Annotated in this window: 20 protein-coding genes; 7 read left to right on the plus strand and 13 right to left on the minus strand. The window is 48.1% G+C overall.

Annotated elements, in window-relative coordinates:
- Positions 1-94 precede the first annotated feature (94 nt).
- Entirely contained in the window at positions 95-2,860 is a 2,766-nt protein-coding gene (locus M1E06_RS02460; RefSeq protein WP_020453190.1) for a DEAD/DEAH box helicase, read from the minus strand.
- On the minus strand, positions 2,847-4,445 hold the full coding sequence (locus M1E06_RS02465; RefSeq protein ID WP_020453189.1) for an SWIM zinc finger family protein: 1,599 nt from the start codon (positions 4,443-4,445) through the stop codon (positions 2,847-2,849). The genes M1E06_RS02460 and M1E06_RS02465 overlap by 14 nt, the downstream gene beginning before the upstream one ends.
- A 215-nt stretch (positions 4,446-4,660) precedes the next feature.
- Here M1E06_RS02465 and M1E06_RS02470 point away from each other — a divergent pair, with 215 nt between their 5' ends.
- The 3 genes from M1E06_RS02470 to M1E06_RS02480 all read left to right on the plus strand — a co-directional run bounded on the left by M1E06_RS02470 (position 4,661) and on the right by M1E06_RS02480 (position 6,531).
- On the plus strand, positions 4,661-4,804 hold the full coding sequence (locus M1E06_RS02470) for a hypothetical protein (RefSeq protein ID WP_020453188.1): 144 nt from the start codon (positions 4,661-4,663) through the stop codon (positions 4,802-4,804).
- A gap of 225 nt (positions 4,805-5,029) precedes the next feature.
- Positions 5,030-5,752 (plus strand): YveK family protein, encoded by a 723-nt coding sequence (locus M1E06_RS02475; RefSeq protein WP_020453187.1) that lies wholly within the window; start codon positions 5,030-5,032, stop codon positions 5,750-5,752.
- 26 nt (positions 5,753-5,778) lie between these two features.
- Entirely contained in the window at positions 5,779-6,531 is a 753-nt protein-coding gene (locus M1E06_RS02480) for a tyrosine-protein phosphatase (RefSeq protein WP_020453186.1), read from the plus strand.
- A 98-nt stretch (positions 6,532-6,629) separates the two neighbouring features.
- Here the strand turns inward: M1E06_RS02480 and M1E06_RS02485 are convergent, their stop codons facing one another.
- The 3 genes from M1E06_RS02485 to M1E06_RS02495 are packed head-to-tail and all read right to left on the minus strand — an operon-like array spanning position 6,630 to position 8,227.
- Positions 6,630-7,166: a chromate transporter gene (locus M1E06_RS02485; RefSeq protein WP_020453185.1), complete on the minus strand. Its 537-nt coding sequence runs from the start codon at positions 7,164-7,166 to the stop codon at positions 6,630-6,632.
- Positions 7,163-7,747, minus strand: a complete 585-nt coding sequence (locus M1E06_RS02490) for a chromate transporter (protein WP_020453184.1) — start codon at positions 7,745-7,747, stop codon at positions 7,163-7,165. The genes M1E06_RS02485 and M1E06_RS02490 overlap by 4 nt, the downstream gene beginning before the upstream one ends.
- Before the next feature lie 21 nt (positions 7,748-7,768).
- Positions 7,769-8,227 carry an Lrp/AsnC family transcriptional regulator gene (locus tag M1E06_RS02495; RefSeq protein WP_206761243.1) on the minus strand — a complete coding sequence of 153 codons (459 nt, stop codon included), beginning with the start codon at positions 8,225-8,227 and terminating at the stop codon, positions 7,769-7,771.
- Between the two features lie 255 nt (positions 8,228-8,482).
- Here M1E06_RS02495 and ggt point away from each other — a divergent pair, with 255 nt between their 5' ends.
- On the plus strand, positions 8,483-10,060 hold the full coding sequence (gene ggt / locus M1E06_RS02500; RefSeq protein WP_020453182.1) for a gamma-glutamyltransferase: 1,578 nt from the start codon (positions 8,483-8,485) through the stop codon (positions 10,058-10,060).
- Positions 10,061-10,146: 86 nt separating this feature from the next.
- On the opposite strand, the gene alsR is transcribed toward ggt, so the two are convergent.
- Entirely contained in the window at positions 10,147-11,025 is an 879-nt protein-coding gene (gene alsR / locus M1E06_RS02505; RefSeq protein WP_020453181.1) for an acetoin biosynthesis transcriptional regulator AlsR, read from the minus strand.
- Positions 11,026-11,185: 160 nt separating this feature from the next.
- Here alsR and alsS point away from each other — a divergent pair, with 160 nt between their 5' ends.
- Positions 11,186-12,904, plus strand: a complete 1,719-nt coding sequence (alsS, locus tag M1E06_RS02510; RefSeq protein WP_020453180.1) for an acetolactate synthase AlsS — start codon at positions 11,186-11,188, stop codon at positions 12,902-12,904.
- Positions 12,905-12,956: 52 nt separating this feature from the next.
- Entirely contained in the window at positions 12,957-13,718 is a 762-nt protein-coding gene (gene budA / locus M1E06_RS02515; protein WP_020453179.1) for an acetolactate decarboxylase, read from the plus strand.
- A gap of 120 nt (positions 13,719-13,838) precedes the next feature.
- Here budA and M1E06_RS02520 read toward each other — a convergent pair whose 3' ends face one another.
- Positions 13,839-14,606 carry a class I SAM-dependent methyltransferase gene (locus M1E06_RS02520; RefSeq protein ID WP_020453178.1) on the minus strand — a complete coding sequence of 256 codons (768 nt, stop codon included), beginning with the start codon at positions 14,604-14,606 and terminating at the stop codon, positions 13,839-13,841.
- A gap of 110 nt (positions 14,607-14,716) precedes the next feature.
- On the opposite strand from M1E06_RS02520, the gene M1E06_RS02525 reads away from it, so the two are divergent.
- Positions 14,717-15,658 carry a LysR family transcriptional regulator gene (locus M1E06_RS02525; RefSeq protein ID WP_041817472.1) on the plus strand — a complete coding sequence of 314 codons (942 nt, stop codon included), beginning with the start codon at positions 14,717-14,719 and terminating at the stop codon, positions 15,656-15,658.
- Positions 15,659-15,666: 8 nt separating this feature from the next.
- Here M1E06_RS02525 and rbsB read toward each other — a convergent pair whose 3' ends face one another.
- Genes rbsB through M1E06_RS02555 form a run of 6 tightly spaced genes read right to left on the minus strand, consistent with a single transcriptional unit; the run spans position 15,667 to position 21,335 of the window.
- Complete coding sequence (gene rbsB, locus M1E06_RS02530; RefSeq protein ID WP_020453176.1) at positions 15,667-16,581, minus strand: ribose ABC transporter substrate-binding protein RbsB; 915 nt, start codon at positions 16,579-16,581, stop codon at positions 15,667-15,669.
- Between the two features lie 14 nt (positions 16,582-16,595).
- Positions 16,596-17,558, minus strand: a complete 963-nt coding sequence (rbsC, locus tag M1E06_RS02535; protein ID WP_020453175.1) for a ribose ABC transporter permease RbsC — start codon at positions 17,556-17,558, stop codon at positions 16,596-16,598.
- Position 17,559: 1 nt separating this feature from the next.
- A complete protein-coding gene (locus M1E06_RS02540) occupies positions 17,560-19,041 on the minus strand; it encodes a sugar ABC transporter ATP-binding protein (RefSeq protein WP_020453174.1) in 1,482 nt (493 codons plus the stop codon).
- A gap of 37 nt (positions 19,042-19,078) precedes the next feature.
- Positions 19,079-19,474 (minus strand): D-ribose pyranase, encoded by a 396-nt coding sequence (rbsD, locus tag M1E06_RS02545; protein WP_020453173.1) that lies wholly within the window; start codon positions 19,472-19,474, stop codon positions 19,079-19,081.
- Complete coding sequence (gene rbsK, locus M1E06_RS02550; RefSeq protein ID WP_026080750.1) at positions 19,471-20,352, minus strand: ribokinase; 882 nt, start codon at positions 20,350-20,352, stop codon at positions 19,471-19,473. The genes rbsD and rbsK overlap by 4 nt, the downstream gene beginning before the upstream one ends.
- Before the next feature lie 2 nt (positions 20,353-20,354).
- On the minus strand, positions 20,355-21,335 hold the full coding sequence (locus M1E06_RS02555) for a LacI family DNA-binding transcriptional regulator (RefSeq protein ID WP_020453172.1): 981 nt from the start codon (positions 21,333-21,335) through the stop codon (positions 20,355-20,357).
- Positions 21,336-21,771: the final 436 nt, after the last annotated feature.

A 21,771-nucleotide genomic window follows, 5' to 3' on the forward strand; every position in this document is an offset into this window, starting at 1 on the left:
CACGCTGAAGGGATGACAAAATCCCAAAACAAAAAGTCGTTTTGGGATTTTGTCAATAATCTAAACAGCTGTCTATTTCAGACAGCTGTTTTATTTAACCCGTAATAGCCGAAGCGTTCAGGGTAAATAGCTCCTCGAGTTCATGCTCGGAAAGTTCGGTGATCCAATTTTCGCTTTGGATGATTTGATCGTTCAGCGATTGCTTCGATTCGAGCATGTGGTCGATTTTTTCTTCAATTGTACCGGTGGTGATCAGTTTATGAACGTGGACGAACCGTTTCTGTCCGATTCTGTAGGCGCGGTCTGTCGCCTGATTTTCAACCGCGGGATTCCACCATCTGTCATAATGGATGACGTGATTGGCGGCCGTCAAATTGAGGCCTGTGCCCCCGGCTTTTAATGATAAGATCAGAATCGGAAATTCCTTGTTCTGAAACTGCTCCACCATTTTGTCCCGTTCAAGCTTGGATAAACTGCCGTTCAGAAACTTGACCGGTTCGCCGAATGATTTCTCGAGCAGGCGTTTCATCATATCTCCCATCCCGAGATATTGGGTGAAAATCAGGCAGCTTTCATCGCTTTCGCGAATTGTCTTCGTCAGCTCCAGCAGTTTTTCGAGCTTGACTGACCTTCCGTTCAGGAGCTCGCTCCCGGTCTCTTTTAAGTAAAGGGCAGGGTGGCCGCAGATTTGTTTGAGCTTGCCGAGCATGCTTAAGATGAGAGCTTTACGCTGCATTCCGGCGAGGCTTGACATATGTTCAAACGTATCTTTGACAAGCTGTTCATATAGTGAGGCCTGTTCTGCGGAGAGCGGGATGAACTCTTTTTCTTCCTGTTTTTCAGGCAGGTTGAGCGCGACTTCCTTGTCCTGCTTTGTCCGTCTTAATAAAAACGGTTTGATCAGCTGCTGGAGCTGTTCGATCCTTTTTTCGTCGCGGTCTTTTTCAATCGGCAGGACAAAACGCTTATGGAAGCTGCCAAGGCTTCCGAGATAGCCTTTGTTCATGAAATCGTAGATCGACCACAGCTCCGTCAGGCGATTTTCCATCGGAGTCCCGCTGAGCGCGATATGATGCATGCCTTTCAGCTTTCTGATTGAACGGGATTGTTTCGTGTGCGCATTTTTAATATTCTGGGCTTCGTCAAGGCAGATGCAGTTCCAGGCGACGCTGCTGAGATCGTCAAAGTCGGATTGGGCGAGGCCGTATGATGTCAAGACGATATCTGCATCTTTGTAACATTCCTGAAATGCTTCACCTTTAGGGCGTTTTGGCCCGTAATGGAGCGCCGCCGTCAGGCCGGGCGCGAAGGTCTCGAGTTCGCGCTGCCAGTTCCCGAGGACGGAAGTCGGCGCAATGATGAGAGACGGCATTTGTTGTCCCTGTTCTTTTAAATAGGCGAAATAGGCGATCATCTGGATGGTCTTTCCAAGACCCATATCGTCTGCCAGGCAGGCGCCGAAGCCGCAGTTTCTGAGAAAGATCAGCCAGTTCAAACCGTCTTCCTGATAAGCCCTGAGCGTTCCGTCAAAAAATTTGCTGACCGGGTATGACGGGAGATCATCGCGATGGCTCAGCTTTCTGATCATGTTTTTCAGCTGATAAGACAGTTCAAACCGCACCTCGCTGAATGCGGAAGCATCGAACAGATCATCATCCTCGCGGGTTTCGCTCCGCTCCGTCAGCTCGCGCGCCAGGATGTCAGACATATGAAGCCCCTCTATTTCTGCTCGCTCCATCAGTTTTTTCATTTGTTTGATAAAATTCGGATCGATTTTAATCCACTGCCCGCGTATGTTGACAAGCCGTCTTTTATTGGCGACAAGCTGCTCAAATTCTTCCTCGGTGAGTTCGATTCCGTTCGTAGCAAAACGCCAGTTGAAGTCCATCAATGCATTCATTCCGACAAAAGACTCGCCGCGGGGAGCCGATGACACTTTCGCTTTCAGCAGCATATTGCTGTCTCTGACGATTTGCCACCATGACGGCAGCAAAATTTCAATCCCCATGCTGACAAGAGTTTCGCTTGCTTCGGATAGGAAGATCCATGCTTCCTCTTCCGTTAAAAGCGTCGTTCCCGAGTCGATCGTCAGCCACGGCACGATTTGGCGAAATCTGTCTTGTTCGCGGGCGATTTTATCAGCGTATGTCTGCCACGATTTTTTCAGCCTGTTCAAGCCTTCAAAGAACTGAATGGCTCCGCTTTTTTTGTCGCGCAAAAACAGTTCGATTTTCCAATCGTCTCCGTCAAAATCAGGTTCATTTAAACGGAGTCCGACGGTAAACGGCACAGGGTTTTCATGCCAACCGATCGTTTCAAGAAAATCGTCTTCATCGAGAAAGTGTCCCTGAAATGTGGTGACAGCGGGAGAATGTGCGACAATCGATTCCCATTTTGCTTTTAACTCGTCATTGTAGTTGATGTAGTCTTCGACAGCGTGTGAAAACCATTCAGCTGTATAGCCTTCCAAAATCCCTTCTTTATCTTTCCAGCGCAGCACCTCTTGCTTCCATGCTTCATAGTCGGGAAGAAAATCTTCATCTGCGATAAACTCATAAATGGTGGAAGCCGTTTTCATCAAAGGTTCGGTTTCCTCGGTGAGATTGATGTCGCTGTAAGAATTAAATGAGTTTTTACCGAGAAATTCGACCGCCATCCACGGAGACAGCAGAACCGCCGGAGTCTCTAAACCGGCATCTTCGAGAAACGTTCCGTAAAAAGACGATTCGTGCCACTGAAACAAATACCTTTCCATTTCATTCCGCGTAAGAAACTGATGATCCCCGTCATGACAAGATAAAATGAATGTATAGTCTTCTGATTGTTCGACATGTATCACGATTTCCTTAAGACTCGCCATCGATCAACTTTCCTTTCTTAAGTTCCTCCTGGAAGGCTCTCAGCCGTTTATAGCGGGCTGAAAACTGCTCCATAAACCGGTTCCAGACATCCTGTTTTTTCGATTTTTTATAAAGGGTGCGCAGCTTTTTTAATTGTTTGACGGCTTCTTTGTAGCTTGAGCGGTTTTTTTGTTCAACCAGCCCGGAAATTTCTCTGTGATAGGAAGGAATCAATGCTTCAGGAGCCGCTGCTGCGATATCTTTCAAGGCGTTCTGCCCGATCTCAGAGATTGAAAAACCGACAAGGCTGTGGATCTCCATCCACTCCGTAAAGCGGTTTTTGTTATATAAAAAATGGCTGTATTCAGTAAACGTATAAGGAAGGCACTTTTTGCAATACCGTTCATATACATGCTCTTCTTTTGCGTTTTTGCTGTAATCGCTCAGAAACAGGAAGAATTCGCTTAAAACATCGCGTATTTCCCGGTACGGCTTATCCAGTCTGCAGAAGCCGGCTGCAAGCTGCTCAAGGTGTTCATACCATTTTTTAAGACGCTTCCAGTCTTTTTTGGCGGTCATGACGCTGAGCCATTGAAATGTATAAGGAAGAATCTCAGGTGAAAACGATCTGGCTTGATCAAGAATCACATTGTCGTTTTTCAGCAGAAATTCAAGATGCAGCCTGCCGAATTGTATTTCAGGCGACGGCTCCAGGTCGTTGAGCACATCGAGCTCCCGCTTCAGCCAGGTTGGCCGGGATAGAAGGGCACTCCAGATTTCCCCGAAAATCCGCAGCCTTTCATACTGGAAAATGTCTTTCTTGAGCAGCAGTTCCCGAATCACGTCGGGGGTTTTTTCTAAAAACGGGTCAAGGGAGAACGATAGCGCATATGTTTTCAGTTCATCGATCGAGCTGTAGATCGTATCCATCAGCTGTTCGATATAAGGATTCAGCGAGTAAAAATCTTTTTCAGGATCGATGCGCCCTTTCTCGACGAGCAAATGCATGGCAAGCCATGTCGCAAGAGCCGCGTGGATTTGGTACATTTTTTTCAGCTCCGGCTCCGCAGGCGTCCGCTTTTTTAAAGCTGAAAAATACCCGTAGTAAAGGTATTGCATCGTTTGCTGGTTTTTAGGCGTATGCTCTTCCCATCGTCTGAACTCCGTTTTGAAAAACGATGTCCATTGATCGAGCGTGTGGCTGCGGGGTTTCATTCCACGCTGAAGCTGTCCGAGAATATCCCTGTTTTCGCGGCGTTTTTGCGCTTCTTTCCAAAACTCCGTAAACGTTCCCAATCGATCATATTGTGCATACAGATATAAATAAACGGCAAGCACATGCCGGCAGATGTTTTGAGCAGGGCAGGAACAGCTGCTTTTTTTAACGTCGGCGAGGTCGATGAAGACCTTCACCGGGACCACATCCTGAACGTAAGCACTGACCGTATGCCCGCTCATCGGCTTGACCCGATAGACGGAATCCTGTCTGTATAAAATAAGGGCTTTTTTCATGAGCTGAATGTTAGCTTCTGTGCACGGCAGTACATGCTTAAACTGTTCAGCTGCATCCATCACAACCGTTTTTGAAATCATGTCTTGAAGCATGTCTATCGCTCCTAACCGAATGGCTTTTAAAAAGTTTCCAATCTCTCTATTATAGCTTAATCAATCCGTCCAAAAAAGATTTTCTCAGGAAAAGGACATAAAAACGGATGGCTGTCGAATAATGTAATAGACTATGGCAAATTGATTCTTTACATCATATAATTTGAAATATAATCAGAAATGTTTTAATTTATGGAATCTGAAAGGAAAAGGATATGGATGACAAGGAATTGAATCAGGAAGAATTTTTGAGAATTCTTATGCATGCGTATGACATTGGTGAAAAATCAAAAGACATAACGACGAAAGAACTTCTTGAAGATCTCATTCTTCATATCAAAAATGGATATACGACGTAAAAGGTGTGCAAACTTCGGTTTGCACACTTTTTCGTTCAGCAAAAAGCGCGCAGGTCCTGCAAAAGTCGATATTTAATACCATATAAAGACGCGATTTCCCCGGTATCTCCCGTTATTTGTCAGGATTCATTTCTTTCGGAAACGAAAGAACCATGTATAATCAAAGGGAGGTGTTTAATTTGCTGAAAATTTAAATAAATACGCGAATCCTAGAGGGAGGCTTTTATGAGAGATCATATCGGCTTTAAAGATGTGTTCATCATTTTGAAAAAAAGATTCGTTCTGATCGCACTGATCACCATTGCGGCCGCTCTGTCCAGCGCTGCCGTCAACTTTTATTGGCTCACACCCGTCTACCAGGCATCCGCCCAAATCCTCATCAACGGCCGTCAAACGTCGAACTTCACCGATATTCAGACCAACCTTGAGCTAATCAACACTTATAACGTGATTATGAAAAGCCCGCTCATCTTAAATAAGGTTAAAGACGAACTAAACCTTCCGGAAACGGCTGAAGACTTGAAGCAAAAAATCACAGTTATCAGCGAAAATGAATCACAGATTGTCAGTATCTCCGCGACTGACAAGGATTATTCCAAGGCGGCGGACATCGCGAACACGGTCGTCGCCGTATTCCAAAGGGACATTGACGGCATTATGGGTGAAAATACCGAAGTCAGCCTTGTTGCGAAAGCAAACCCCGAACATTCGCCTGCTCCCGTCAGCCCGAACAAGAAGTTCAACATCGCTGTTTCTACGGGATTCGGCCTGCTGTTTGGCGCAGGGCTTGCATTTTTACTCGAGCTTTTGAAAAATACCGTTCGAAATGAAGAAGACATCGAAAAAGAGCTGAACGTTCATGTGTTGGGAAATATTCTGTATGTAAAACCGAAAAAAGGACAAGCCCGGAAGCTGGAAAGCTTTATCGGTAAAGACCATACGATCTAAAACGGGAAAACACGGGGAGGCCGCCTATGATCGATATTCATTGCCATATTCTAGCGGACATTGATGATGGGGCAGCATGTATGTATGACAGTATAGAAATGGCTAAACAAGCCGCCCGTCAAGGGATTCATACGATTATCGCCACACCTCACCACCGAAACGGTGTATACGAACACCAAAAAGAGGCCATTCTGGCAGCTGTTTCGAGTTTAAAGACGCGGGTGCAAAAGGAAAACATCCCGGTGCTTATTGCTCCCGGACAGGAAATCCGCCTGTACGGCGAATTGAAGCGTGATCTTGAGCGCGGCAGACTGCTCAGCCTCGCCGGCACAAAGTATTTGCTGATTGAACTTCCTTACCACCATGTTCCGCGATATGCCGAAAAGCTGTTGTTCGATCTACAGTTAAATGGTTACATTCCGATTATCGCACACCCCGAGCGGAACCTTGAATTGATGGAGAATCCTGATCTGCTGTACCGCCTCGTCAAAAACGGCGCGTGCGCCCAGCTGACATGTTCAAGTCTTACAGGCCGCTTTGGCAGAAGCGTGAAACGGCTTGCCCGCCGCTTTCTTGAAGCGAACCTCGTCCACTTTATCGCATCAGACGCCCACAACCTCACGAGCCGATCTTTCTTTTTTGATGCAGTGGAAAGCGATTACGGCCGCGATTTCTTATACGTGTTTACAAAAAACGCGGGCCTTCTCCTGGAAAACCGGGAGATTCATAAAGAAACACCCCGTCCCGTCAAAAAGAAAAAGCTGATGGGCCTGCTGTGAAAGGTTGTTCACAAAAGCCCGTCAGCCAGAATATCAGCGTCGGTTATGCGGCGCTGATTTTTTATATCATCTGTTAGAAAGCGACCGGATATCCCTCTCTACAACAGCGGAATGACAAGCCCGCCGTAAGCGAAGGCGGCCACGATCAGGAAAGCCGGATGGACGCGGAACTTCGTCAAGGCCGCCAAAGAGATCAGCGCGATGACAAGTGATTGAACCATGCCGATCGACCGGATCGCGTCACCGCCGATTTCCCATGTCAAAATAAGCATCATCACGGCGATAACCGGCTGAACCGCCAAAGTCATTCCTTTGACGACCGGCGACTGGCGGTAGCGGCCGATCAGCTTGAGCAGCAAAACGAGCGCGATGGCCGAAGGCAGCACAGTTGCGATAAGAGCAATGAAGACACCGGGCCATCCGAGCACGCTGTAGCCGACATAAGCGGCGATTTTTGTCGCGATTGGACCCGGCAGTGCGTTTGCGAGCGCAAGCATGTTTGAAAATTCTTCTTTTGACAGCCAGTGAAAATGCTGAACAACTTCTTCAAAATTAAGCGGAATTGAAGCCGGACCGCCCCCGTAGCCCAATAAATTTGCAATAAAGAAAGCCCAAAATAAATAAAAGATGATCATGAAGCGGACACTCCCTTATCTTTTTCCCGGGCCGCTTTTCTTTTTAATTTAAAGTGGAACGCGCCATACGTTAAAAACAGGATGACAATGATGCCGGGATGGATGGAAAACACCTGAAGACCCAAAAATGCAAGAATAAAGAAAAGCACGCCGGCAAGCAACCCGAAGCCTTTCAATGCTTTTTGCCCAAATTCGTAAGCCATGATGCCGAGCATGACGGCGATGACAGGGGTAACAGCGCCGATCATGCCGCTTACGATTTTGGAGTGGCTGAGCACATTAACGGCTGCGAACAAGGCGGCCATCGCAACGCACGTCGGCAAGATATGGGCCGCTGTAGCCACGACAGCGCCCGGAACGCCTTTGACTTTATGACCTAAATATGCCGACATTTTTGTAGCGATCGGTCCGGGCAGCGCATTGGCAATCGCCAAAATTTCCCCGAATTCATCATCATCGATCCAATTGAACTTTGAAACGGCTTCATGACGGATCAGCGGGATAACGGACGGTCCGCCGCCAAATCCCAATATCCCCGTTCTTGTCATTGCGATGATCAGTTCCCGGTAAGGGTGCTTCATTTCGCGTTTCCTCCTATTCAGTTAAAGCTTCATTCCCATTCGGCTCTTATATCGTTTAATCAGCATCTGGCAGTCGACACTCACGACGCCTTTCAGAGGGTACAGGCGCTTCGTCAAAAATTCCTCCATCTCCTGATCATTTGCGAAAATGCCGTGCATATGCAGTTTGCTCGGCCCTGTCATATGATAGAGGCTTGTCACGGCGGGCTCTCTTTCTAAAGCAACGGCAACAGCCTCTAAATATTGGGGTTCGACTTCAACATTGAAAAACACCGATACATGAATTCCAACTTTGACTGGATTGATGACGGCTGTGAATTTTTCAATGATGCCTTCTTCAATCAAGTTGTTGATCCGCGTTTGTACGGCAACTCTTGAAAGTCCCACGCGCTTTCCTAAATCCGTATAAGAGATTCTTCCTTCCTCATGCAAGATCGAAAGGATTTTTTTATCCGTTTCATCAAGAATTAAATTTGGCATATGGTAGTCGAGGCTCACAAATGTCCCTTCCTTTCTGTTTGGTCATTGATCATACGAAATTGCTTGTCAATCACGTTATAAATGAACATTTTGTAAATTGTATCATAATACGGATTTCGATATGAATCATTTTAACGTTTTTTTAATACTTATTGAAAAAGGGTTGTTAGTTTTTCTTCCCTGAAAGTAGCGCCTCCTTAAACGGGCCACTATACTTCAAACACAAATGGATGCTTGAAAGAAAGGAAGGGAGCTATGGAGAAGCTGAAGATCGGTTCGAAACAAATGGTTGTCAGTCCTCATTATCTCGCTTCGCTTGCAGGGCACAGCATCATGGAGAAGGGAGGAAACGCGTTTGACGCGGCTGTGGCAGTAAGCGCGTGCCTTGCTGTTGTCTATCCGCATATGACAGGACTCGGAGGGGATGCTTTTTGGCTGATGTATCACAATGGAAGCGGCGAGATCAAAGGATACAATGGCAGCGGGCGGTCGGGGCGGAAAGCGGACCGGAATCAGTATAAAGGAGAGCGCGCCATTCCGGTCAGGGGCATGAGCAGTGCGATTACCGTGCCGGGGATGGCGGACAGCTGGGCCGAAATACTGGCGGCATACGGCCGTTTATCACTTCGGGAGGTGCTGAAGCCGGCGATCATGTATGCAGAAAAGGGTTTCCCGGTCTCGCCGGATCAATGTCAAAACACGGTGAAAAACGCCGAGTGGCTTTCCGGTATGCCGATCACTGCAGATATTTATCTTCCGGGAGGAAACCCGCCCTCTCCAGGTGAGCGCTTTGTGCAAAAAGAGCTCGCGCGCACTTTGGCGATGATCGCTGAGAAAGGAAGAGACGCCTTTTATAAAGGGGAAATTGCCCAAGCTTCAGCAGCCTATCTGCAAAACAACGGAGGCATCTTGACCCTGGAAGATTTCGAGCGGCATCAAGGGGAATGGGTGTCTCCGCTTTCCTCTACATACAGAGGATATGCGATCTATCAAATGCCTCCGAATTCACAAGGATTTACCGGTCTTATGGCATTGAATATTTTGGAAAACTACGACTTTGGCATGATCGAGCACGGTTCTTTCGAGTATTATCATCTGCTCATCGAAGCATTGAAATTAAGTATTTCCGACAGCAATAAAGTATTGACTGACCCGGCATTTTCCCAAATTCCGCTGGGGCGCCTGCTTGACAAAGGGTATGCGCGGGAGCTGGCCGCAAAAATCGGACTGCCGGCTCTTCAGGCGGAGAGCCAGCCGCTCGGCAGTGATACGGCTTATGCTGCAGCAGTAGATGAAGACGGGAATGCTGTTTCGTTTATTCAAAGTTTGTATTTCGAATTCGGCTCAGGTGTGACAGCTGGAGATACCGGTGTCATTTTGCAGAACAGAGGGTCGTTTTTCTCGCTTGATCCCGGCCATGTCAATTCACTGGAGCCGGGAAAAAGAACTTTTCATACGCTGATGCCCGCCATGGCGTTCAAAGGCGGCAAGCCGAAATTTCTTTACGGAACGCAGGGGGGAGAAGGACAGCCGCAGACGCAGACGGCTCTTATCACGAGAATGATAGATTACGGGATGGATCCGCAAACCGCCGTTCATGAACCGAGATGGGTGTGGGGCAGAACATGGGGAGAACGGGTGGAAGGTGTAAGAATGGAAAGCAGAGTGGCGCCCGAAGTGATTGAAAAACTGCGAAAGCATGGGCATCATATAACCATTGTCGGCGACTTTGACGGTGTGATGGGTCATGCCGGCATCATCGAGATTGATGATCGAGGTTTCCTGAGAGGGGGAAGCGATCCGAGAAGCGATGGGGCGGCAATCGGCAGTTAACTCCGTTTTCAAAACGCGCAAACGTCAATATGAGAAAAAAACCCCGTGAACAAGGAGGAATTGTCCACGGGTTTTTTTCTATCCGGCTATGAGTATTGATCCGAGATTTCGATGAAATGCTTAAGCGCCGGATTGCGGTTGTCTTTTCGATGTGCGGTAATCCATTCTGCGCGAAGGGGAAAGTCTTCGATTTCTTTGTATACAACATCGAGGTTAAATAATCGTTTAGCCGCTGTAGGCACAACGGCGATTCCCATTCCGGCTGTCACGAGGCCGATCACCATTTGGTATTCTGTAGCTTCCTGGGCGATGTTGGGGATAAACCCGGCTTTTTCACACAAGAAATTAAATTCCGTGTATAAAGAGGGCCACGCTTCTTTGGCAATGACGATCAGCGATTCGTCTTCAAGATCTTTCAAATGTACCCGGGGTTTTTCTGTCAGCGGGTGGTGTTTCGGAAGTGCAAGGACACAGTGGCTTTTCTTCACTGTGTATGACTTTAGCTCGTCGTTTCCCAACGGGGGATGCAGCACGCCGATGTCAATGTGTCCGTTTAGCAGTGCTTCGACCTGATTGGGGGTTGAAAGCTCCCGAAGATCAATCTGGACGGACGGGTACCGGTTTCGGTATTCCCTGATGATGGGAGGCATGATCTCGTATGTTGCGGAGCCGACAAAGCCGATCACGAGTCTACCCAGCTCCCCGCGGGCCGTCCGCTGAGCCATGTCGACGGCTTGATCAATCTGGGAAAGTCCTTCCTTGATTTGTTTTAAAAAGACCCCGCCTGCCGCCGTCAGCCTGACGGCTCTTTTTGACCTCTTCAGCAAGGTGACGCCTATTTCACTTTCTAGCTGTTTAATCTGCTGGCTGAGCGGAGGCTGAGTCATGTTCAGCCGAAGAGCTGCTTTTCCGAAATGCAGTTCTTCGGCAACAACCATAAAATAACGAAGATGGCGCAGCTCCATTATTCACTCATTCCTTTCTGAATGCGATTTCAGTCGTTTTACATATTAATTGTAAGACAAAGAAGTATTGGAAAACAATTTCCACAAGATGTATATTTAATAATACAATAATTTTATTAAAAATTCATTGTAAACGAATGAAAATGGAGGAGTGAGGGCTTTGAAAAATGTAGCCGCTAAAAATGAAACTCTTACTGTAAGAGGAGCAGAGCTTGTGGTGGATAGTCTCATTCAGCAAGGTGTCACTCATGTTTTCGGTATTCCGGGAGCGAAAATCGATGCGGTATATGACGTATTGAAAGACAAGGGGCCTGAACTGATTGTTTGTCGTCACGAGCAGAATGCAGCATTTATGGCGGCGGCAGTCGGACGATTGACTGGAAAGCCCGGTGTTTGCCTGGTGACTTCGGGTCCGGGAGCGTCTAATTTAGCGACCGGTCTTGTAACAGCCAATACAGAAGGAGATCCGGTTGTTGCCCTGGCGGGTGCTGTAAAAAGAGCGGATCGTCTCAAAAGAACTCATCAATCGATGGATAATGCGGCGTTGTTTCAGCCGATTACAAAATATAGCGCAGAAGTGGAAGATGCGAACAACATCCCTGAGGCGGTAACCAATGCATTCAGAGCGGCAGCTTCCGGACAGGCCGGGGCAGCGTTTCTCAGCTTTCCGCAGGACGTTACGGCCGGTCCGGCAACTGCCAAGCCGGTGAAAACCATGCCGGCGCCGAAGCTGGGCGCGGCTCCGGATGAACTGATCAGCGCGGCTATCGCCAAAATTCACAATGCGAACCTTCCCGTCGTGCTTGTAGGGATGAAAGGCGGAAGACCTGAAGCGATTGAAGCGGTCCGCCGTCTGCTGAGAAAAGTGAAACTGCCGTTTGTTGAAACATACCAAGCAGCGGGTACGCTGTCTCACGATTTAGAAGACCAGTACTTCGGCCGGATCGGATTATTCCGCAATCAGCCCGGAGATATTTTGTTGGAAAAAGCGGATCTCGTTTTGACGGTCGGCTATGATCCGATTGAATACGACCCCGTCTTTTGGAACGGAAAAGGCGAGCGCAGCGTGATTCATCTTGATGAAATACAAGCCGATATCGATCATGACTATCAGCCTGAAATTGAGCTGATCGGCGATATCGCAGAGACATTAAACCATATTGAACATGATTCTTTGCCGGTTTCCATCGATGAATCATTTGCACCTGTACTTGATTATTTGAAGAAAGCGCTGGAGGAGCAAAGCGAGCCGCCTAAAGAAACAAAAACGGATCTTGTTCATCCGCTGCAAATCGTTCGCGATTTGCGTGATTTGCTGAGCGATGATATAACAGTGACTTGCGACATCGGCTCCCATGCGATTTGGATGTCGAGATATTTCCGCACATACCGTCCGTATGGACTGCTGACTTCAAATGGCATGCAGACGCTGGGCGTTGCTTTGCCGTGGGCGATCGCAGCAACACTGGTCAATCCGGGACAGAAAGTCGTGTCTGTTTCCGGGGACGGAGGCTTCCTGTTCTCCGCGATGGAGCTTGAGACAGCGGTCAGATTGAAAGCGCCGATCGTTCACATTGTCTGGAATGACAGCACATACGATATGGTTGCGTTTCAGCAGGAGATGAAATACAAGCGGACGTCCGGAGTCGACTTCGGCGGAATCGATATTGTAAAATATGCTGAAAGCTTTGGAGCAAAAGGTTTAAGGGTCAATTCGCCAGACGAATTGGCAGAGGTGCTTAAAGCTGGTCTTGATGCAGAGGGTCCGGTTGTCATTGATATTCCGGTTGATTACAGCGACAACGTTCATTTGGCTGATCAGCGTTTTCCAAAAAACTTTGAGGAACATTTTAGTAAACAAGCCTCTAAGCAATCTTGATCACAGCAAGTCCAGTCATAACAAACAAAATCAAGGGAGTGAAAAGAGGAAAATGAAAAGTGCAAGCAAACAAAAAGTGGTTCAGCCCGTTGACAAGAACCTCGACCAGGTCTTTCAGGTCTCAACGATGATATCGTTATTGGACGGGATTTATGACGGGGATTTTTACATGTCTGAAGCAAAGGATTACGGAGACTTCGGAATCGGAACATTCAACCGGCTCGACGGTGAGCTGATCGGTTTCGACGGTGAGTTTTACCGTCTTCGTTCCGATGGCAAAGCCTATCCTGTTCAAGGAAGCGATTGTTCTCCGTTTTGCTCGCTCGCTTTCTTCCGGCCGGATATTTATCACGAAATCAAGCAGCGGATGCCGCTTAAGGCGTTCGAGGAAGAAATGAAACGGATCATGCCGAGTGAAAACCTGTTTTACGCGATCCGCATGGACGGAATCTTTAAGAAAGTCAAAACGAGAACGGTTGAACTGCAGGAAAAACCGTACGTGCCGATGGTCGATGCGGTAAAATCGCAGCCGATCTTTGATTTTAATGATATTAAAGGGACGATCGTCGGCTTTTGGACGCCGCAATATGCCAACGGAATCGCAGTTTCCGGCTTCCATCTTCACTTTATTGATGAAGACCGCAATGTCGGCGGACACGTTTTCGATTATGAAATCGAAGAATGCACGGTGCAAATTTCTCAAAAACTCAATATGAATCTCAGATTGCCGAATACGCAAGATTTCTTTAAAGCGGATCTCAATAAACATGATCTTGCAGCCGGAATCGAAGCGGCCGAAGGCAATCCCGAGTAAATGAAAAAGCCCCCTCTTTGAAAAGGGGGCTTTTTTGCGTTCGCTTGCTTCCTTAAAAATACTGTTGCGTATGCTGAGAGGTGACGGTGAAAAAGTCCGGAATCCAGCGGGCCGTTTTGCTTATGCTTTCATTCCGGCAATCAATACCGCTTTCAGACAAAAAGACACCGGATGCCCGTTTTCATCGTGGACGATGTTAAACATGTCACGGCACGACTGGGACGGTTCTGACAAATGGGCATGGATGGCTGCCTTTCTTTGTTCAGGTACGGCGCCTCTTCGAAGCCAGCTCTCGTAATCGATCGGAAGATTCCATCTCTCCCGGACGGCAAAATCAAGTCCGTTCTCTTTAAACAGCTTCTGCCATTCGCTCTCTGAATATTCCCTTACGTGTGACGGGTCTCTCAATTGATTGAGCCGATTTATAAATCGGTCTAAAGCTTCGTCCTCCGGAGCACAATGATCGATGAGGAGAAAGGAGCCGCCTTTTTTCAAGACGCACGCTATTTCCTGCATGGCCCGGCTGATCTCCGGGAAATGGTGGGCTGCATACCGGCATGTGACAATATTAAAGGACTCGTCTGCAAAATCCAATTGTGCTGCATCGCCTTGAAGAAAAACCACATTTTCAGCATTTTTCTGTTTGGCAAATTGAGCCGCGGTTTGAACCATTTTTTCTGTAATATCGATTCCTGTGCAATGTTTGACAAAAGTCGAAAAGGCAATGGCCGTATGTCCCGCTCCGGTTCCGATATCAAGCAGGGTTTCACCGCCGTTCAGATTCCGGCAGCTGACCATGGCATCAAGATCTTTTCCCGATGAGAACAGCGGCTCATCTCGATATTGCTCCGGATTTTTTGAAAATTGCCGTTGCGCGCTAGTTTTCATTTGTATCATCCTCCTATCGGCTATGTATTTATATTAGGGGAGTCGACAGCCATCAGTCTAAGATATAAAATGTTTGAAAATGATAGGCGGAAACTATGGGGGTGCGGGAATTGGATATGAGACTTTTTGAATACGCGGCAGAGATTTTCAAAAAAGGCAGTTTTACAAAGGCGGCTGCCAGCCTGCATATCGCTCAGCCTTCACTGAGCCAGCAAATAAAAAAGCTGGAAAGCGAGCTCGGCTTTCCGCTGTTTTACAGAAACAGAGAGGGGGTCTCGCCGACTCCTCAAGGGATGCGCTTCATCCGAAAAGCGCAGGATATTTTGCGGTCAAGAGATGAACTGCTGTGTGAAATGCGCGATCAGCTCGAGGAAATGGGGACGGAATTATCGATCGGCGTTCCCGCTGTCACGGGAGGGTATCTTCTTCCGCCGCTCCTGAAAGCCTTTCTGAAAAAGCATCCGAACGTACAGGTTCAGCTGATAGAAGACTCGCCGGCGGCATTGGAAAAAATGACGGAAAACGGATCGGTGGACCTGTCGATTCTCCCTTTGCCGATTGAAAATGACAGGCTCGCGATCCGGCCGATACTGACCGAGCCGCTTTTTTTGGCGATTCCAAATGAAAGGGAGAGCTGGATGACCGGCCAATTGCGGAAGCTCATCATTTCGGTCCGGTCGAATGCCGAAAAAAACCCCCTTGCTTTGAAAACGGCCGAGGATGTGCCGTTTATTTTATTAAAAGAAGGCTACGGCTTCCGTAGAATGGTACTTGATTTATGTGCGGAGGAAGGGTTTCAACCGAAAGTGACCTTCAAAACAAGCAGCATTGAAACCGCCCAATCTCTCGTTGAACACGGAATGGGGGTCACGGTCGTGCCCCGGATGGTCATGCGGAAAGAGTCTGACAGAATCGTCTATGTTCCTTTGCAATCCGATCCGTCCCGGACGCTTGAGTTTGCTTATCCGGAAACATGCTATTTGTGCCGGGCGGCAAAAGCTTTTATGGAGATGGCCAAAAAAAATCAGACCTCCATGTATGAAGAGGTCTGATTTTGTAGTTACTTTTTCGTTTCCAGTTTGAGCGGTGCGGGTATCGTTTTTTCAACTTTTTTGCCGTTCAAAATATCGCGGGCCGCTTGTACGGCGAGCTTGCCGATCAATTCAGGCTGCTGGGCGATCGTGGCCGACATATCTCCGGCCTGAACCGCTTTAACCGCATCTTCATTGCCGTCGAAGCCAACGACAAGTATCTCTTTCCCTGAGCTTCTGATCGCTTCAATCGCGCCGAGCGCCATTTCGTCATTATGGGCGAAAACCGCTTGAATATCAGGATTTCCTTGAAGAAGGTTCTCCATAACGTTCAACCCTTTTGTCCGGTCAAAGTCGGCTGTTTGCTTGGCGATCACATTCAGCTTGTCATCAGCGGTCTTATGAAACCCTGAGCCCCGTTCCCTTGTTGCCGATGCACCGGGGACGCCTTCAAGTTCAGCCACTTTTGCGCCTTTGCCGAGCTGCTGTACGATAAAGTCCGCTGCCATTTGCCCGCCTTTTACGTTATCTGAAGCGACGAGCGTTTCTACTTTTCCGTTTTCGGCGGAGCGGTCAAGGGTGACGACCGGAATGCCAAGCGAATTGGCCGATTGGACTGCCGTTGAGATGGCGGAGGAGTCGGCCGGATTGATCAATAAAGCGTCAACGCCTTGCTGCAGAAGATCTTCGACATCATTCGTCTGCTTTGCTGAATCATCCTGTGCATCGACGACAATCACTTCAATCCCTTGTTTTTTTGCTTCTTTGACAACTCCGTTCTTTAATGAAACGAAAAACGGGTTTTTCAAAGTCGAGACAGATAAACCGATTTTGATATCGGTTCCTTTTTCTTTATTTGGCTTTGCCCATTCCGGCGGCTCCAGCGAGCAGGCGGACAGAAACAGAAGCGCCAATGCGGTGAAAACCGTTAATGTTTTTTTCATCAGTATAGCCCTCCTTAAGCGGATTTCTTGCGGTCCAGCAGGACTGCGATCAAAATGACGACACCTTTGACGACCATTTGGAAAAAGGAAGAGACGCCAAGCAGGTTCAAGCCGTTATTCAACGTTCCGATGATGAGGACGCCGATGAGTGTGCCGGCAATTCGTCCTCTTCCTCCGGCAAGGCTTGTACCGCCTAATACGACCGCGGCAATGGCGTCGAGTTCGTAGGAAGTGCCTGCCGTCGGCTGGGCTGAGTTTAGCCGTGACGTCAAGATGGCTCCAGCCAACGCGGATAATAGGCCGGCAAGAGAATAAATCATCATTTTGACGCGCGGAACTTTAATGCCCGAGATCAGGGCCGCTTTTTCATTTCCGCCGATTGCATACGTGCGGCGGCCGAAAGGCGTTTTGTGAAGGATCACCCAGAGGATGATAAAGGCGGCCGCCATAGTTATGGCAGGGACGGGGATGCCTAAAAAGTAGCCGCGTCCGAAAAGCTGGAAGCCGTAGTGATTGCCGAGCCCTGTAATCGGATTGCCGTCTGTGTAAACCATCGTCAATCCGCGGAAAATCGTCATTGTCGCAAGTGTTGCGATGAACGGGGCCATTTTGCCCTTCGTGATTAACAGCCCGTTGACCAAGCCGAGCAGGGCTCCAATCAGGCAGCCGATGATGACGGCAAAAACAGGATCGATGCCGCCGGCGATCATGCCGGCGATCAATGCGCTCGACAGCGCCAAAATCGCTCCGACGGAAAGGTCGATGCCGCCGGTCAAAATGACAAAGGTCATGCCGAACGCGATCAGCGCATTAATGGCGACTTGTCTTAACAAGTTTAAAATATTTAACGGTTCTAAAAAGCTCGGGTTTAATACTGATACGATGACGACGAGAATAATCAGGCCGAGAAACGGACCGAGCTTTTGCATTACAGAATCGACATTAAGGCTTTTTTTCACAGCCGGTTGAGTTTTCATGTTACCGCCCTCCTGTAGCGAGTGTCATAATTCGTTCTTGCGTGGCATCATTTCTTGATAGCTCACCGCTTAGCGTTCCTTCATGGATCACAAGCACGCGGTCGCTCATCCCGAGAATCTCGGGGAGCTCTGAAGAGACCATGACGATCGCGACGCCGCGGTCTGTCAGCTCGTTCATCAGCTGATAAATCTCCCTTTTCGCGCCGACATCGACGCCTCGCGTCGGCTCATCCAAAATCAGCACTTTAGGACCGATTCCGATCCATTTGGCGATGACCACTTTTTGCTGGTTCCCTCCTGAAAGGTTTAGCGCGTGGGTTTCCGGCGATTCCGTTTTGATCGTCAGCCGCTTGATCAGAAGGTCGACAAATTCCTGCTCGCTTTTTTTGTCAATCCATCCTTTCGGTGAAAAGCTGGCGAGATTCGGAAGGGCGATATTTTCCCTGATGGACGTGTCGAGCACAAGTCCTTCATCCTTGCGGTTCTCAGTAATAAAACCGATTCCTTTTTGAACGGCATCGCTCGGTTTTTTGAGCGTCGCTTTTTTGCCTTCGATGAAAATGTCTCCCGAATCAAGCGGATCGAGCCCGAAAATCGCCCTCATCAGCTCGGTGCGCCCGGCACCCATCAGTCCTGAAATCCCGACGATTTCGCCGGAGCGGACGGTAAAGCTGATATTTTGGAAGACGCCTTTTTTGGATGCCTGCTTGACTTCGAGAACGACGCGTCCCGGATTTGGCTGTCTTTCAGGATAGCGTTCGGTCAGCTCCCGTCCGACCATCTTTTTCACCACTTCATGAAAGTTGGTGTCGGGAATCCGTTTCGTGTCGACCGTTTTTCCGTCGCGCATCACCGTGATCCGGTCGCAAATCGTGAAGATTTCTTCCATGCGGTGGGATATATAGACGATGGAGACGCCGTTTTTCTTTAATGCTCTAATGACGCCGAACAGTTTTTCAATTTCTCTTTCTGTCAACGCTGCCGTCGGTTCATCCATGATGATCACTTTCGCGTCTGTCATAAGGGCTTTTGCGATTTCGATCATTTGCTGCTGGCCGACGGAACAGTCTCCGGCTTCTTTTTCAAGAGAAATCGAGACTCCGAGTCTTTCAAGCTGCTCTTTTGCTAGCGCTTTCATTTTCTTGTTATTTAAAAATCCAAGTTTGGAAGAAAGCTCTCTGCCGATAAACAGATTTTCCAATACGGTCATTTCAGGCCAAATGTTCAGCTCCTGATGGATAAAGGCAATGCCGTTCTGTTCGGCTTTCTTTGGATCTGAAAAATACGTTTCTTTTCCGTCGATTTCGATCGTTCCGCTGTCCAGCTTGTGAAGTCCAGTCAACAGATTCATGAGTGTCGACTTTCCGGCGCCGTTTTCTCCCATTAAAGCGTGGACTTCACCTTCCTGAAGTTCGAAAGAAACGCCGGACAGCACCTGGTTTTGGCCAAAAGCTTTATAAATGTCCTTCATTTTAATATGCATGGGCTATCCCTTCTTTCCAGATGTAGAATGTAAACATCTAAAAGATCACTCCCGCGTGCAAGATGCAATTTGCATAAGGTGTTGCTTCCCCTGTGCGAATGACCGCTTTTGCGTGGCTCGTCGCTTTTTTGAATGCTTCGTGCGGGATATAGTCAATTTTTTGGTTTGAAAATTCAGCTTTTAAAAATGCGGCTTGACCGGGATTGACGCTTTCTATTTCTTCGGCTGCCGACACTTTTTCGACGGCCATTTCATCGGCGATGAGCTTTGTGACCTCTTGAAATCCAGGCGTACCCAATGTCAGCGCAAGATCGATTTTGGGGACGCCGGGAGGAACGGGCAGGCCGGCGTCCGCGATGACGACGGTGTCGGTATGCCCGAGATCGGCCAGTAATTTTGCGATATGGCTGTTTAAAATCCCGTGTTTTTTCATGACAATTCACGCTCCACTTCATCCCGTTTCGGCATGCCGCCTTGCGCGCCGAATTTCAAAACCGAGAGGGAAGCCGCCCGGTTCGCAAAGCGCAAGGCAGATTCGATGCTTTGTCCTTCGGAAAGCGCAACGGCCAATCCCGCATTGAAGGTGTCTCCGGCTCCCGTCGTATCAATTGCATTGACAGGGAATGAAGGGACGATCCTTTCTTCCAGACCATTGTGATAGCGGACCCCGTTTTTTCCTTCTGTGATGAACAGCTTCTCCGGATAGCGCTTTAACGCTTCCTCCCGGGACATGCCCTGAAACAGTACCGAAGCTTCATGCTCGTTTGGCGTAATGTAGGCCGCAAGATCGACCGTTTCCGGGCGAAGCGGACGAGCTGGTGCCGGATTCAGCAGGAGAGGAATGCCGAGAGAGCTGCACAGTCCGCTGACATAATCGACGGTTTCTTCCGGAATCTCCTGCTGAATCAGAACGATGTCTGCCTGTTTAATCGCAGGCAGCGCTTTTTGAACGTATTCAGGTGTGACATGGTCATTTGCCCCTTTGACGACGATAATACTGTTGTCGCCGTCTGCGAGAACGATATGTGCGGTGCCGCTTTCCTGACCTGTAACCGGTTCCACATAGTCTGTCAAAACACCATTCGCTTGAAAATTGTCGAGGATGGCTTTTCCGTAATGATCATCGCCGACGCAGCCGATCATATGGACCTCTGCACCAAGCCGGGCCGCAGCCACTGCCTGGTTGGCGCCTTTTCCGCCCGGAACCGTTTTAAAAGATTCGCCAAGCACCGTTTCTCCGGCAGCCGGCCGCTTAGGCGATGTCACAACTAAATCCATCGAAGAGCTGCCAATCACGCATATTTTACTCATTGTCATTCCGCCTTTCTTGTCGTTTGTCTTTCAATAAAGGCAACCGGCATCTGCACTGCCGATTGTTCAATATATTCATTTTTCATTAATCTCAGCAGCAGTTTTGCCGCTTCTTTTCCCATTTCATAGGCGGGCTGCCTGATCGTTGATAAAGAGGGGAAAAGCAATTCGCTTTGCGGAATGTCATCAAAGCCGATAATCTGCAGTTCGTCGGGAACTTTGATCTTCCGTTTTAAGGCTTCATGCAAAACGGCTGTCGCCACAATGTCATTGCTTGCGATTACGCCGTCTGTTTCCGGATAGGAGGCAAACAGCTCCGCTGCCCGTTTTTGGGCTTCCGGAAATGAAAATGTCTCGGTTTTCATAACATGAAAATCGATATCGGCACCGCTTAGCATCTCCAGCGCTCCGTTGAAACGGTCTCTTGCAGTCTGAAGGTGGGCCGGTCCTTTAATCAGCGTAATTCGTTTCGCGTTTCTCCTGACCATTTCAGCCGCAGCGATTCTGCCGCCTTCGCGGCTGTCCGCGAATACAGCCGGCGCATTCTCGCCCGTCCGGTCAAGGAAGACAATCGGCATGGACAAGTCTTGATAATTTGGCGCATCCGGATAATTGGTCGCTGAAATGACTCCGACCACATGATTTTGTTTAAACGTCTGCAAATAATCAAGCTCTTTTTCCAAATTTTCATCGCTGTTTCCGAAGATGAGCCGAAAGCCGAGGCGGTGGATCTCATCTTCAACGCCGCGCGCAAGCTGAGGAAAGAACGGGTTTGTGATATCCGGCAGCAGCAGTCCGATCAGTCTGGACTCCCTTTTATAGAGAGACCTGGCCACTTCATTCGGGTGGTAATTCAGTTCTTCCATCGCTTTTAACACGCGTGTCCTCGTGTCTTCATGGACGTATCCCGTCTCATTTAATACCCGGGAAACCGTAGCGACAGATACTTTTGCAGCAAGTGCGACGTCTTTAATCGTAGCCAAAAAAGACTTCTCCTCTCCATTTGTGTAACCGTTTACATAAAGATTATCATGATCCTTTTAAAATCTCAATAAAAAAGTCCGGGCGCTAAAATTTTTAGCCGGGTTGGGATATAGAGACATATACAAGTATGTTGAATAGAAAATAACCTTCATTCGGCATAAATTGGCGACTACAGTAACAATGAGAATAATAAGAAAAATTAAAAATGTTAAAGTTTGATGAATTATCGTTGAAAAAAATTAATGGCTTTTTAAATCTTAGGATTTTAACCTAAAATCTAAAGAAATAAGGTGAATCGAACGGCTCACAAAAAAATTGGATTTGTTAATGAATCCCGCTTTATGCTAAAAGAGATTTTCATTTTTTAATAGGTGATCTGATTGTCATAGGACGCATTTGTTTTGAAGAGGGAACATTGGTGACTTTTTAACCTGT

Source organism: Bacillus sp. AK124 (assembly GCF_053903085.1).

What these genes read in the sequence shown, in the direction of transcription:
- M1E06_RS02460 (WP_020453190.1), bottom strand. Translation starts at nt 2,860, where the DNA reads ATGGCGAGTCTTAAGGAAATCGTGATACATGTCGAACAATCAGAAGAC.
- M1E06_RS02465 (WP_020453189.1), bottom strand. Translation starts at nt 4,445, where the DNA reads ATGCTTCAAGACATGATTTCAAAAACGGTTGTGATGGATGCAGCTGAA.
- M1E06_RS02470 (WP_020453188.1), top strand. Translation starts at nt 4,661, where the DNA reads ATGGATGACAAGGAATTGAATCAGGAAGAATTTTTGAGAATTCTTATG.
- M1E06_RS02475 (WP_020453187.1), top strand. Translation starts at nt 5,030, where the DNA reads ATGAGAGATCATATCGGCTTTAAAGATGTGTTCATCATTTTGAAAAAA.
- M1E06_RS02480 (WP_020453186.1), top strand. Translation starts at nt 5,779, where the DNA reads ATGATCGATATTCATTGCCATATTCTAGCGGACATTGATGATGGGGCA.
- M1E06_RS02485 (WP_020453185.1), bottom strand. Translation starts at nt 7,166, where the DNA reads ATGATCATCTTTTATTTATTTTGGGCTTTCTTTATTGCAAATTTATTG.
- M1E06_RS02490 (WP_020453184.1), bottom strand. Translation starts at nt 7,747, where the DNA reads ATGAAGCACCCTTACCGGGAACTGATCATCGCAATGACAAGAACGGGG.
- M1E06_RS02495 (WP_206761243.1), bottom strand. Translation starts at nt 8,227, where the DNA reads ATGCCAAATTTAATTCTTGATGAAACGGATAAAAAAATCCTTTCGATC.
- ggt (WP_020453182.1), top strand. Translation starts at nt 8,483, where the DNA reads ATGGAGAAGCTGAAGATCGGTTCGAAACAAATGGTTGTCAGTCCTCAT.
- alsR (WP_020453181.1), bottom strand. Translation starts at nt 11,025, where the DNA reads ATGGAGCTGCGCCATCTTCGTTATTTTATGGTTGTTGCCGAAGAACTG.
- budA (WP_020453179.1), top strand. Translation starts at nt 12,957, where the DNA reads ATGAAAAGTGCAAGCAAACAAAAAGTGGTTCAGCCCGTTGACAAGAAC.
- M1E06_RS02520 (WP_020453178.1), bottom strand. Translation starts at nt 14,606, where the DNA reads ATGAAAACTAGCGCGCAACGGCAATTTTCAAAAAATCCGGAGCAATAT.
- rbsB (WP_020453176.1), bottom strand. Translation starts at nt 16,581, where the DNA reads ATGAAAAAAACATTAACGGTTTTCACCGCATTGGCGCTTCTGTTTCTG.
- rbsC (WP_020453175.1), bottom strand. Translation starts at nt 17,558, where the DNA reads ATGAAAACTCAACCGGCTGTGAAAAAAAGCCTTAATGTCGATTCTGTA.
- M1E06_RS02540 (WP_020453174.1), bottom strand. Translation starts at nt 19,041, where the DNA reads ATGCATATTAAAATGAAGGACATTTATAAAGCTTTTGGCCAAAACCAG.
- rbsD (WP_020453173.1), bottom strand. Translation starts at nt 19,474, where the DNA reads ATGAAAAAACACGGGATTTTAAACAGCCATATCGCAAAATTACTGGCC.
- rbsK (WP_026080750.1), bottom strand. Translation starts at nt 20,352, where the DNA reads ATGAGTAAAATATGCGTGATTGGCAGCTCTTCGATGGATTTAGTTGTG.